This window comes from Franconibacter helveticus LMG 23732 (assembly GCF_000463115.2).
Classification (GTDB): Bacteria; Pseudomonadota; Gammaproteobacteria; order Enterobacterales; family Enterobacteriaceae; genus Franconibacter; species Franconibacter helveticus.
On record NZ_AWFX01000029.1, the window covers coordinates 37,180 to 50,227 of the forward strand.

A 13,048-nucleotide genomic window follows, 5' to 3' on the forward strand; every position below is an offset into this window, starting at 1 on the left:
GTTTGCAGCTTAATGCATCTGGCGCCGGACATGTTCGCCGCTGGTTTCGCAAAGCCGCAGCCGGCGAAGCGGATCCTGGCCGTAAAACTGGGTAAAGCGCTGCCAGAGTGAGGGAAAACGCGGCGCGAAAAGCTCGGGGGCGCTGAAGAAGTATTCCGAGAGAACGGCAAAGCATTCCGCCGGATCGGTTGCCGCATAAGCGTCGATGCTGGCGGCGTTTTCACCCACCAGATCTATCTCATCCTGAATATTATCCATCGCGGCGTGTAAATCGTGTTCCCATCCGGCTACTTCGCGCAGCGGTATAAAAGGAATGCCGCTTGCCCGGTCGCCATTGCGGGCATCGAGCTTGTGCGCCACTTCATGGATGACCAGATTAAAACCGGAAGCGTCGAAGGAATCCTGCACGTCCAGCCAGTTAAGGACAATCGGCCCCTGCTGCCAGCTTTGGCCCGAGTGCACCACGCGCTGGCTGTGGACAAGGCCGATATCATCTTCCCACTCATCATCCACAATAAAAGGCGCCGGATAGATCAGCACTTCGTGGAATCCGTCGAGCCATTCCAGGCCCAATTCCAGTACCGGCAGGCAAAAGAGCAGAGAAATACGTGCGGTTTTCAGCGAGTCGAGTTCAAAACCCTGTAGCGGCACCAGCCGTTTTTGTTGAATAAAACGTTCGGCGAGCCGCACCAGTTTGTTTTGTTCATCCGCCGTTAAACCAGCCAGCAGGGGGATGGCGAGCGCTTGCTCCCATGGCATCGGGTCATTCTGCGCATCGTCGTTTGCTTTCCAGGGCCACTTAATCATCTTATCTGCTCGCAAAGTCGTCACTTGAACAAAATCGAAGGGGCGAGGTCTGTTAAAATGCCAAATTACCTGGCATCATGGCAACCATCAAAACGGAGAGATGCCGGAGCGGCTGAACGGACCGGTCTCGAAAACCGGAGTAGGGGCAACTCTACCGGGGGTTCAAATCCCCCTCTCTCCGCCACTATTCAAACACTTACCGCCTGTTTTTTCAGTGATAAAACTCTCGTTGAGAGAAACCGCGACACTTCCCCGACGCCTTTTACGCCTCGCAGGCTTTTCATGCTGGCTTACCTTATGCCGCTTTTGTATACGTTTCAATCAACCAGATTTATGTTTTGACGCTGTGCGTTGCCGCATCGTTCCGCAGCCAGGTGCCACGTTGTTTACCTTTTTACCCCTACACGGTATGCCGTCCTTGTTCAAATCTAGTACTAAAGTGCTAACAGGTGTATTATTTCGGACAAGAGGGAAGGTTATAAGCACGCTTTTAGTTACGGGGGAAATAATCCCCTAATGAAAGCGGCACCCTGCGGCGCGCACATTCTTAAAACGGATTTTGATCCGGGAAATGCATGTACAGTTAAGCGCGAAACAGATTATTTATACGGTTAATGCTAACCGCATAAATAAACCAATAATGTGAATTAACAAATAATGAATAGCTGCAATATAACAAACAGCCAGGGCAACATCAGGCATCAGCGCATGAATAAAACGATGGCGGCGCTATGAATGGTCTGGTTGATATTTTTGCTACCTACCTTTATGGCCTTAAGTATATTGCCATCGCGCTGGCGATAATGATGCTTATCAGCGGCCTGGACGATATTTTTATCGATATTGTTTACTGGCTTCGCAAAGCGCGCCGCGCCCTTACGGTGTATCGCCGCCATAAACCGATGAGTTATCAGGAACTTTACTCCCCGGATGAAAAGCCGTTGGCTATTATGGTGCCCGCCTGGAATGAAACTGGCGTGATTGGCAATATGGCGGAGCTTGCGGCAACCACGCTGGATTATGAAAATTACCATATCTTCGTCGGCACTTATCCTAATGATCCTGATACCCAGCGGGATGTGGATGAAGTTTGCGCGCGTTTTCCCAATATTCATAAAGTGGTTTGCGCCCGTCCGGGGCCGACCAGTAAAGCGGATTGCCTGAATAATATTCTTGATGCGATAACGCAGTTTGAGCGCAGCGCGAAATTCACCTTTTCAGGTTTTATTTTGCATGATGCGGAAGATGTTATTTCACCGCTTGAATTACGCCTTTTTAACTATCTGGTCGAACGTAAAGATCTCATTCAGATCCCCGTTTATCCGTTTGAGCGCGAGTGGCATCATTTTACCAGCATGTCTTATATCGATGAGTTTGCTGAACTGCATGGTAAAGACGTGCCGGTGCGGGAAGCTATTGCCGGGCAGGTGCCGAGCGCGGGAGTCGGGACTTGCTTTAGCCGTCGCGCCGTCATGGCGCTGCTGGCGGATGGTGACGGCATTGCTTTTGACGTTCAGAGCCTTACGGAAGATTACGATATCGGCTTTCGCCTCAAGGCGAAGGGCATGACGGAAATTTTCGTTCGCTTTCCTGTGGTTAACGAGGCGCAACACAACTCTGCGCGCCGTTTTCTGCAACGCAGACGCTCTTCAAACGTTATCTGCGTGCGTGAATATTTCCCGGACACTTTCACCACTGCCGTGCGCCAGAAATCGCGCTGGATAATCGGCATCGTTTTTCAGGGCTTCAAAACCCATAAGTGGAGCGACAGCCCAACGCTTAACTATTTCCTCTGGCGCGACAGAAAAGGCGCTATCAGCAATTTCCTGAGCTTTGCCGCGATGATAATCATGATCCAGCTGGTTGCGCTGTGGCTCTATCAGCGGCTTTGGCCGGACGCGTGGCAATTCCTCTCTATTTTTACCGGCGGGCCGTGGCTGGTCACGCTGCTGTGGGTGAACTTCGCCCTGATGGCGAACCGCATTATTCAACGCGTTATCTTCGTGACGATCTATTACGGCCTGGGACAGGGTTTACTTTCCATCGTGCGGCTTTTCTGGGGCAATCTGGTCAACTTTATGGCCAACTGGCGCGCCATCAGACAGGTTATTCAGCATGGCGACCCAAGACGCGTCGCCTGGGATAAAACCACGCATGATTTTCCAAGCGTTACCGGCGAGACTCGCGCCCTGCGTCCGTTGGGCCAGATCCTTATTGCGCGCCAGATCCTCACGGAAACGCAGCTTGAGCAGGCCCTGACCGACCGTATTCCGGGGCTGCATCTTGGCGGCTCGCTCATGCTGCAAGGCTATATTACCGCAACCCAGCTGGCGCAAGCGCTGGCGGAACAGAATGGCGTGCGCGCTGAGTCCATCGATGCGTGGGACATTCCTGAATCGCTGATCGCAAGCGTGCCTGCGACCGTGGCATTGCGTTACGCCATATTGCCGCTGAGAAAAACGCGGGGCGTGATGGTGGTGGCCAGCGAACAAGGCATTGATCCCGTCTCTCTGGCGGCGCTCTCTCGCAAGCTGAAGTGTGATGTGGAATATGTGATTGTGCCAAGAGGGCAGGTCGTCACCGGTTTGCGTCACTGGTACGCCCGTCGCCGGGGGCAGGACGATCGCAGCCTGTTGCAGGCAGCGGTGAAGAAAGGATGGTTGAGCGAGGCGCAATCCGAAGCTATCTGGCGCCGCTTCGTGCCTCATCAGTTTCTGTTTGCTGAAGTGCTGACCACGCTTGGCCATATCAACAGTTCCGCCATCAATGCATTGCTGCTGCGCCACGAACGCAGCGAGTTGCCGCTGGGCGCATTTCTGGTCAGGGAAGGGGTGATAAGCCAGGAAACGCTGGAGCGCGTGCTAACCCGCCAGCAGGAGTTGCAGCTGTCAATGCAGGCGCTGCTTGGCGAAGCGGGCCTGACGGCCCGGCAACTGGCAGCGCTGGAGCAGGCATCATGAAGAAAAAAATCTTTATGCCCGGCCTGCTGAGCCTGGTTATCGCTTCGGCGTTAAGCGGCGGCGCGCTGGCGCAGGCGACGATCACCGAAACTAGCGCCGAAGCGCTTGGGCTAAGCGACTATCGCCATTTTGTGATTTATCCGCACCTTGAAAAGGCGATCAGGGCGCAGAAAAACAATGATGAGCAAACCGCGCTGCGTGAGTTTGCAGAGGTGCGCCGGCGCGAGCCGCATAACGTTGCGCTTACGCTTTATCAGGCGCAAGCGCTTCGTCATTTTGGGCACAACAAACAAGCCTACGCTGTACTGACGGAACAGCTAAAACATCACCCTGGCGATAAGCGCCTTGAAGAAAGCCTGGCGGCGATACCGGTTGAGCCCATGGCGGTCACGACGGTGAAGGCATTGCACGCCCAGCTTCAGCAATGCGATGCCGCCCCTGACGTTCGCTGTCGCAGCGAGGTGGGGCAAAACGCCCTGCGTCTGGGGGAGCTGAAAGTGGCGCAGGCGCAGCTTACGGACCCGGCATTTGCATCTGCACCGCAAGGTGAAACGCTGCGAAACGCTATTTTGCAACGTGCTATCTACCTGCGCCAGTGGGAGGTGGCGGATGCGCTTTTCAGCGAGCGCGAGCAGCAGCACGGCTTAAGCGCGGCAGAGCAGCAGCAATGGTTTACTGTATTGCTTGCCGGGAAAAACGATGAGCGCCTTCAGGCGCGTCAAGCGCAGGGCTTATTCACCAGCCCCGAATATTCCCTTGCTTACGCGACCACGCTTGAGCAAAGAGGAGAGCGCGCGCGCCTGCAAGACTATCTCGCGCAACACCAGCCTGTTTTTCAGACGCCAGAAGAAGAAAAACGCTGGCTTTATTTGCTGTCGCGCTACAGCGCTCAGCCTGAAAAAGCGTTAGCGCAGTACAGCGCGCGGTTTAACGAAAACCGCCTCTTCATCGCCGGGGAAACGCTGCCCGGCTTAATCAGGCGGGGAGAGTATGGCACGGCGCGGCAGTTGCTCGCCGGCGTGCCGGAAAACGCCTTGCCGCAGGCGCGTTATTCGCTGAGCCTGGCAACCCACAATACGCCGGAAACGCTGCGGCTGGCGCGACAGCTCTACGCCAGCCAGCCGCAGAATTTGCAGCGTCTGGATACGCTTAGCTGGCAGCTAATCAAAGCGGGGCAAGACCAGGAAGCGGCGCATATTTTAGTGCAGGCTTACCCTTTCCCGGGCGATGAAGAAGCGGCTGAGGCGTTAACAGGGCGGCTTATCGGCTTGCTGCGGGCTCACCCGAACTGGGCGACGGCAGCGCAAAAGGCGAAGCTGTCGCAGCCGTTAGCCTCTTTTCGCCAGCGGCAACTGCAAAGCCAGCTGCCCTGGCTTGCTGAAAACTGCGCGTCGGTGCGCAAGCTTCTGGGGGATTTATCGCCTTCGTATGATGCCGCCGCGTGGAGCCAGCTTGCCGCCTGTTACCGTGACGACGTGCCCGGTATGGCGCTTTATGCCGCGCAGCAGGCGCAGGCGCGTGCGCCGGATAGCTGGCGCCATCGGGCCGTCGCGTATCAGGCTTACCAGGCCCAGGATTACGCCGCCGCCATGCGCGCCTGGAAAACACTTCCCCTTGTGGAGATGCGCAACGAAGACCTGATCGCCGCCGCCAATACAGCGCAGGCGGCAGGCGAGAGCCAGAGCGTCGCTTCGTGGCTACAGGAGGCGCAAAAACGCGGAATGGATAACAGTGAAAATTACTGGTGGCTGCATGCGCAGCGTTATTTGCCGCAAGAGCCGGAAAAGGCGCTTGCTGATGTAAACCGCGCGCTGGCGATTGCGCCCTCTGAGCGCGCTTATGTTTTGCGCGCGCAGCTCTACCGTGAGACGGGCAACACGCCTGCGGCGGTGGACGATTTACGCCAGGCGCTGGCGATCAACCCGCACAACGCCACAAGCCGGGCTGCGCTCGGGTATGCATTGTGGGATGAGGGTGAGGCAGAGGCATCGCGCGTAGAGCTTGAGCTGGCGCTGAAAGCGATGCCGGACGACCCGGCGCTTATCCGCCAGCTTGCTTATGTCAGCCAGCGGCTGGATGATGTAGCCGCAACCAGGCATTACGCCCGCCAGGCGGTGGATGACATCGATAACGAAGCGGAAATTAGACCACTGTCGGCTGAGCAAACCCAACAGCGATTCGCTTTCCGACGGTTGCATGAAGATATCGCCCGCCGCTGGAGCTTTAGCTTTGACAGCACGCTCGGGCTGCGGTCGGGCGCCGTAAATTCAGCGAATAACGCGGTTAATGGCGCATCACCGGGAAAAAGTTATCGCAGCTATGGCCAGTTTGAAGCCGAGTACAGGCTTGGGCGGAATCAGTTGATCGAGGGAGATTTACTTTCGGTCTACAGCCGCCTCTTTGCCGACACGGCAGGTTCTGGCGTGGCAATGCCGGTGAAAAATCCGATGCTCGGCGCAGGCGTGCGCTGGAAGCCCTTACGCGACACCGTTTTCTTCCTCGCCGTTGAACAGCAGGCGCCGCTCGATAAGCATCACGGCGAAGCGGATACATTGCTGCGCGCCAGCGCCTCTTTTTTCAATAATGGCCGTTTTAGCGATGAATGGCACCCGGCCGGTGCTGGCTGGTTCGCGAATAACCTTTATCTCGATGGCGCGCAGTATGTCCGTCAGGACATTCAGGCGTGGACTGCGGATTACCGCATCAGCTGGCACCAGAAGGTAGCGCACGGGCAGACGCTGGAGCCTTATGGGCACCTGCAAGCCAATGGCTATCGTGACGGCGAAACGCGGGGCGCGCAAACCGGCGGCGTGGGCGTGCGCTGGAATATCTGGACCGGCGAAACAGGTTATGACGCCTGGCCGCACAAAATCAGCCTGGGGCTTGAATATCAGCGCACCCTGAAAACCGTTAACCAGCATGCAGGCGAGCGTAACAATGCCTTCATTACTCTGGGAGTCCACTGGTAAATGATCCGGCTATTCTCTTGTTTACTCGCGCTTATCCTGTTTAGCGCGCCATCCTTCGCGATGCAGGGCATTTTCTGGCAGCCGCAGCTTCGTGATAATGCGGTCAGCGACGCGCAGTGGCTGTCATTAATGCAGACGCTGCGCCAGCAGCAGTTTGACACAGTGGTTATCCAGTGGACGCGCTATGGCGAGGCGTTCCAGGATGAGAAAGCGCGCGCGCCCTTAGTTAAAAAAGCGCAGGCGGCGCAGCAGGCTGGCCTGAAAGTCATTCTGGGATTGTATGCTGACCCCGATTTTTTTAACCGTCAGAAGCAGCCGCCAGCGGCGCTGGCCAATTACCTGAACCGTCTGCTGGCGCAGGATCTGGCGCAGGCAAAGCTGTGGACGCAACAGCCTGGTTTTAAGCCCGACGGCTGGTACATCAGCGCCGAAATCGACGATCATAACTGGCGTGAGCAGGCCGCCCGCGTGCCGATGCTGACATGGCTGCGTGACGCCCATCGCTTGCTTACCTCCGTTGCGGATAAGCCGGTATATATCAGCAGCTTTTTTGCCGGCAACATGTCGCCGGAGGGATATAACCAGCTACTCGCCGGGATCAAAAACACCGGCGTTAAGGTTCTGGTGCAGGATGGCGGCGGTACCGGCAAGCTGAGTGCGGCGCAGCGCGAGATTTACATAAACCGCAGCGCCGGGTGTGAAGCAACAGCGTCTGCCAGCGGTATTGTCTATGAGATTTTTACAGCGAACCCTGGCCGCGTTTTCAGCGCGCGGCCAAAACCGCGCAGGCAAATTGAGTCGCTGCTGAAAATGCACTCGCCCTGCGCCAAAGACCGTTTTTATTTCTCGCTGAGATATTTACCGGCAGCGGAAAACATTCTGCGTCACGATTAGCGCCTGGCTAACCATCTGGTTTTACCGGCAATAAAAAAGCCCGCATAAAGCGGGCTTGAAAAAACGCAGAGTAAATCAGAACTGATAAACCATGCCGACGCCAAGAATGTCATCGGTCGCCATGCCGTTGTTGCGGTAGAAGTTATCGTCTTCATCCAGCAGGTTGATTTTGTAATCAACATAGGTCAGGAAGTTTTTATTCAGGTACCAGGAAGCGCCTACGTCAGCATATTTAACCAGGTCTTTATCGGTATATTCGCCGCCGTAACGCAGGTCATTGCCTTTAGATTGCAGGAAAGCGAGTGACGGACGCAGGCCGAAATCGAACTGATACTGCGCAACGATTTCAATGTTCTGGGTTTTGTTGGCAATGCCGCCAGCGTCGCCATACGGCGTCGTATTACGGGTTTCGGCATACGTAGCCGCCAGGTAGATATTATTGGCGTCATATTTCAGACCGGTTGCCCAGGCTTCAGCGCGCTCGCCGCCTGCGACAATACCGTTATTACGGCTGGAATTAACCTGCTCGGTAGTACGGTCGGCAGTGGAGTATGCCGCAGTTGCCGCGAAGCCTGAACCAAAATCATAAGAGGTAGAAAGACCGAAACCGTCGCCATTCTGGTTGGCGAGGTCGTCATGGCCGTTGCCGGTACCTTCGTTGCCATTGCCTTCGTTTTCGTTGTTGCCCTGGTACTGCAATGCGAAATTCCAGCCGTCTACCAGACCGAAGAAATCGGTGTTGCGGTAGGTCGCCATACCGTTGCCGCGACCAATCATGTAGTTATCATGATACGTGTAAGAGTCGCCGCCAAAGACCGGCAGCATATCCGTCCAGGCTTCAACGTCATAAATCACGCCATAATTACGGCCGTAGTCAAAGGAGCCGTATTCGCCATATTTCAGGCCTGCGTAAGCAAGCTTGTTATAAGACGTGTTGTTGTTCTCAACATTATTGGCCATGATTTTGTAATTCCACAAACCATAGCCGGTCAGTTCGCTGGAGATTTGCGTTTCGCCTTTAAAACCAAACTCCATATAAGTGCCGTCGCCATCGTCTCCCGGGTTGTCGGAGAAAGTATGACGCGCGTCGACTTTGCCAAAGAGATCCAGTTTATTGCTGTTTTTATTATAAATTTCAGCAGCGTGAGTAGCGCCAGCCACTAATAACGCGGGGACGAGCAATGCCAGAACTTTTCTTTTCATTATCAATATCCTTATAATCATAAATTTCATGAATAACATGGCAATTAAATGCCGAAAAGATTCTATCCATAAAAGCGCGGGTATCTGAAAAAGATTCTGTGAGGCAGCATGGAAGCGATGGTTAATTAGGAGAAAATATATATTAATTTTGTATTTAATATATCTAAGCATTAATTGAATCTATTATTGAGCTTCGCATTTATTATGCCGCAAGCGTAAACAGATTCACGGCTTGCAGTTTTTATCGCTTTTTAGCCTTTAACGGATTGCTGCGTAGCGTCCTCAACACAGGGCAACTGCCCTAAATAGGTTCGTCTTCTTGCTTGTCCGGAACGGCGAAGGCGTACAAACGCGACAGGCTTAATAACGTTGCGGTTGGTAACACTATTGCAACAAAACTGCTTCAGGATCGGCAGGCGTCTCTGATACCCTGGCCGGGCTCGCACCGGAACGCGGCCCGGCTGGTTGAATGTCAATAGTCGCGCCGGGCGAAGCAAGGGCGCAGGCTACGTCTTGCTAATCTTGTGATCTGCGTTACAAATAGTAAACGGGCCCGCAGCGCAATCAGGAGTACTTATGACCTTATCCCACTGGCAAGAGCGGTTCGAGGCCTGGTTCAACCAGAGCTGGTTACAGGATGACAAAGCGCATGACGTGGCGCATTTTCGCCGCGTCTGGAAAACCGCGCAGCAGATCATGCAAGGAAGCGAGGCGGACCGGCTGGTCGTGCTGGCCGCCTGTTATTTTCATGATGTTGTGAACCTGCCGAAAAATCACCCTGAACGTCATCTGGCCTCTACCCGCGCCGCCCAGCAAACGCTGGCTATTCTGGCCGAACATTTTCCTGATTTTCCGCACGCGCTTTATGACGGCGTCGCTCATGCCGTCCAGGCGCACAGTTTTAGCGCCGGTATCGCCCCCCAGACGCTGGAAGCGAAAATTGTGCAGGACGCGGACCGGCTGGAATCGTTAGGCGCGATAGGTCTGGCACGAGTTTTTTATACATCAGGCGCTTTAGGGCGCGCGCTGTTCGATGGCGACGATCCGCTGGCAATGCACCGAGACTTAGACGACGTAACGTGGGCGCTCGACCATTTCCAGAAAAAGCTGCTTACCCTTCCGGACACCATGCAGACCGAGGCGGGCAGGGCGCTTGCGCATTACAACGCCGATTTCCTCGTACACTATATGGCGAAACTTTGCGCCGAGCTGAAAGGCGAATATCGCCAGCTGGATGACGAGGTCTTGCGCCGCTTCAGCAGACTGTTGCCCTGAAGACGCACAGGCCGCCCCGGCGGTCTGTTTTGTGTTACTCTGTCAGATATTCGTTCTGTATGGCTAACGCAATGCTGGAAAATCAACTTGTTATTGACGAGGGCGATCTCTCCCTCGTCAGGCATCCTTTGCTGTCGCAATTACTTGAGATTTACGACGTCAAAACGCTGGTGGCGCGGCTCAACGAGGTCGGCGATAAGACCTGGAGCCGGGCCATACTGAAACGCGAGCTTACGCGCGAAGCGCAATGTTCGCGCCTGACGCCGCGCGAACAGGCTTCGCTCGAAGCGTTGCTGCCGCAGCCGCCGAAACATCACCCCGATTATGCTTTTCGTTTTATCGATCTTTTTGCTGGCATCGGCGGCATTCGCAGCGGTTTTGAAGCTATCGGCGGACAGTGCGTTTTCACCAGCGAATGGAACAAACACGCCGTTCGCACCTATAAAGCGAACTGGTATTGCGACCCTCAGGCGCACCGGTTCAACGAAGATATTCGCGATGTAACATTAAGCCACCGCGCTGATGTTAATGATGATGACGCCGCCGCGCATATTCAGGCCACCTTGCCCGACCACGACGTGCTGCTGGCCGGTTTTCCCTGCCAGCCCTTTTCGCTGGCGGGCGTGTCGAAGAAAAACGCGCTGGGCCGCGCCCATGGTTTCGCGTGTGAAACCCAGGGCACGCTTTTTTTTGACGTGGCGCGCATTATCGCCGCGAAGCGTCCGGCCATCTTCGTGCTGGAAAACGTGAAGAACCTCAAGAGCCACGATAAAGGTAAAACCTTCCGCATTATCATGGAAACCCTGGATGAGCTGGGTTATGAAGTGGCGGACGCAAACGAGATGGGCAAGGGCGACCCGAAAATCATCGATGGCCGTCATTTTTTGCCGCAGCACCGTGAGCGCATTGTGCTGGTAGGTTTTCGCCGCGACTTGCATCTTCATGATGGTTTTAGTCTGCGCGATTTACCTGCTTTTTATCCCGCCCGGCGCCCCGCTTTTGGCGAACTGCTCGACCCCACCGTCGATGCCCGCTATGTGCTGACGCCAACGCTGTGGAAATATCTTTATCGTTACGCGCAAAAGCATCAGGCGAAAGGCAATGGCTTTGGTTTTGGCCTGGTTGACCCGCTTAATCCGCAGAGCGTGGCGCGAACGCTTTCCGCCCGCTATTACAAAGATGGCGCGGAAATTCTTGTCGACCGGGGCTGGGATAAACCGCTCGGTGAAGAAGAGTTTGATCACCCGCAGAACCAGGCGCGTCGGCCGCGCCGCTTAACGCCGCGCGAATGCGCGCGCCTGATGGGTTTTGAACAGCCGCATGAACACCGCTTTCGCATCCCGGTTTCTGATACACAGGCTTACCGCCAGTTCGGCAATTCGGTCGTCGTGCCTGTTTTCGCGGCGGTAGCGCAACTGCTTCGTCCCCGTATTTTGCAGGCGGTAAAACAGCGACAGGAGTAACCCTATGGCGGATGTGCACAGCAAAGCGATACGCAGTAAAAACATGCGCGCCATCGCCACGCGCGACACCGCCATTGAAAAGCGTCTGGCCAGCCTGCTTGGCGAAGCGGGCTTTGCCTTTCGGGTGCAGGACGCCTCGCTTGCCGGCAAGCCCGATTTCATTCTTGACGAATACCGCTGCATTATCTTTACCCACGGCTGCTTCTGGCATCATCACGACTGCTATCTCTTCAAAGTGCCCGCCACCCGGACTGATTTCTGGCTCGACAAAATCGGCAAAAACGTGGAACGCGACCGGCGGGACATTTCACAGCTGCTCGATGAAGGCTGGCGGGTGCTGGTGGTCTGGGAGTGCGCCCTGCGGGGCCGGGCGAAGCTTGCGGACGACGCGCTTCGCGAAAGGCTGGAGGAGTGGATTTGCAGCGGCGGCCTGCGGGCGGAAATCGATACCCTTGGCATCCATGCCCTTGAGCGCGAGCGGCCAGCGCCGCCCGCCTGAGACTATTTCTCCACCTCACACGCCACCACTGTCGGCTTTACCGGCAGCAGATATTTCCCCACGGTAACCAGCAGTACCGCCAGAATAATAATCCCCAGCGCCAGCCACTCCACCGGAGAGAGGTTTTCGCCGCCAAAGCCGGTTCCGAGCAATACCGCGACCACCGGGTTTACGTAGGCATAGCTTGTGGCAATGGCGGGCGAAACGTTGCGAATAAGGTACATGTAAGCGTTGATGGCGATAACCGAACCAAAAATCGCCAGGTAGCCCACGGCGAGGAAACCGGAGAGATCCGGCATCGCCGTCAGCTTTTCACCGCTCAGCAAAGAGGCGGCCATCAGCACGATGCCTGCGGAAAGCATCTCAACGGCGCCCGCCATCATGCCGGTGGGAAGTTCAATGCGCGAACCATAGACCGAGCCGAACGCCCAGCTGAGCGAGCCGATTAAAATCAGCAGCGCTCCCCAGGGGTTGCCATTCAGGTTGCCGCCGCTGTTCAGCAGCACGATGCCCGCAAGGCCGATGGCGATGCCGAACCACTCCAGCTTGCGCGTCGGCAGGCCAAACAGGCGGCTGAAAACCAGCGTAAACAGCGGCACGGTCGCCACCATCACGGCGGCGATGCCGGAAGGAACGTGCTGGTGCTCCGCTACGGTAACAAATCCGTTTCCCACCGCCAGCAGCAGCACGCCGATCAGCGCCGCGTTAAGCAATGGCCGACGCGCGGGCAGCTTGTGGCCGGTCAGCAGTAAAAAAGCCATAAGCAGAACGCCTGCTGATAAAAAGCGGACCCCGGCCATCATAAATGGCGGCCAGCTTTTCACGCCGATAGCGATAGCAAAGTAGGTGGAACCCCAGATGATATAAAGCGCAAAAAGCGCGCCCAGTAGCGGCAGAACTTTGGCGAAACGCATACTCCCTCACGACATTAATAAAGAACCCTTATAGTGAACGCGAAAACGATTGCCGAGGCGAGGT

Annotated in this window: 9 protein-coding genes and 1 tRNA gene; 7 read left to right on the plus strand and 3 right to left on the minus strand. The window is 55.6% G+C overall.

The genetic code is table 11. The annotated features are described in order from the left end of the window. Nucleotides 1-9: 9 nt before the first annotated feature. On the minus strand, nt 10-807 hold the full coding sequence (gene mtfA / locus DW56_RS08675) for a DgsA anti-repressor MtfA (RefSeq protein WP_024553734.1): 798 nt from the start codon (nt 805-807) through the stop codon (nt 10-12). A 94-nt stretch (nt 808-901) separates the two neighbouring features. Between mtfA and DW56_RS08680 the strand changes: the two genes are divergently transcribed. The 4 genes from DW56_RS08680 to DW56_RS08695 all read left to right on the plus strand — a co-directional run bounded on the left by DW56_RS08680 (nt 902) and on the right by DW56_RS08695 (nt 7,630). Then, a tRNA-Ser gene (locus DW56_RS08680) sits at nt 902-991 on the plus strand. Nucleotides 992-1,538: 547 nt separating this feature from the next. After that, a complete protein-coding gene (nfrB, locus tag DW56_RS08685) occupies nt 1,539-3,767 on the plus strand; it encodes a cyclic di-3',5'-guanylate-activated glycosyltransferase NfrB (protein WP_024553735.1) in 2,229 nt (742 codons plus the stop codon). Further along, nucleotides 3,764-6,736, plus strand: coding sequence for a phage receptor (locus DW56_RS08690; protein WP_024553736.1), 2,973 nt, complete (start codon nt 3,764-3,766; stop codon nt 6,734-6,736). The genes nfrB and DW56_RS08690 overlap by 4 nt, the downstream gene beginning before the upstream one ends. Next, nucleotides 6,737-7,630: a DUF4434 family protein gene (locus tag DW56_RS08695; RefSeq protein ID WP_029697262.1), complete on the plus strand. Its 894-nt coding sequence runs from the start codon at nt 6,737-6,739 to the stop codon at nt 7,628-7,630. A 75-nt stretch (nt 7,631-7,705) separates the two neighbouring features. Here the strand turns inward: DW56_RS08695 and ompC are convergent, their stop codons facing one another. Further along, nucleotides 7,706-8,833 (minus strand): porin OmpC, encoded by a 1,128-nt coding sequence (gene ompC / locus DW56_RS08700; protein WP_024553738.1) that lies wholly within the window; start codon nt 8,831-8,833, stop codon nt 7,706-7,708. Nucleotides 8,834-9,409: 576 nt separating this feature from the next. Here ompC and DW56_RS08705 point away from each other — a divergent pair. From DW56_RS08705 to DW56_RS08715, 3 genes are read left to right on the plus strand one after another with little or no spacing between them, the layout of a single operon-like run. Beyond that, a complete protein-coding gene (locus tag DW56_RS08705; RefSeq protein ID WP_024553739.1) occupies nt 9,410-10,108 on the plus strand; it encodes a phosphohydrolase in 699 nt (232 codons plus the stop codon). Nucleotides 10,109-10,167: 59 nt separating this feature from the next. Further along, the gene (locus DW56_RS08710) at nt 10,168-11,571 is read left to right on the plus strand and encodes a DNA cytosine methyltransferase (protein ID WP_035889768.1); all 1,404 of its coding nucleotides are present in this window, start codon (nt 10,168-10,170) and stop codon (nt 11,569-11,571) included. Between the two features lie 4 nt (nt 11,572-11,575). Then, nucleotides 11,576-12,070: a very short patch repair endonuclease gene (locus tag DW56_RS08715; RefSeq protein WP_024553740.1), complete on the plus strand. Its 495-nt coding sequence runs from the start codon at nt 11,576-11,578 to the stop codon at nt 12,068-12,070. Between the two features lie 2 nt (nt 12,071-12,072). Here the strand turns inward: DW56_RS08715 and yedA are convergent, their stop codons facing one another. Continuing rightward, complete coding sequence (gene yedA, locus DW56_RS08720; protein WP_024553741.1) at nt 12,073-12,984, minus strand: drug/metabolite exporter YedA; 912 nt, start codon at nt 12,982-12,984, stop codon at nt 12,073-12,075. Between the last annotated feature and the right edge of the window lie 64 nt (nt 12,985-13,048).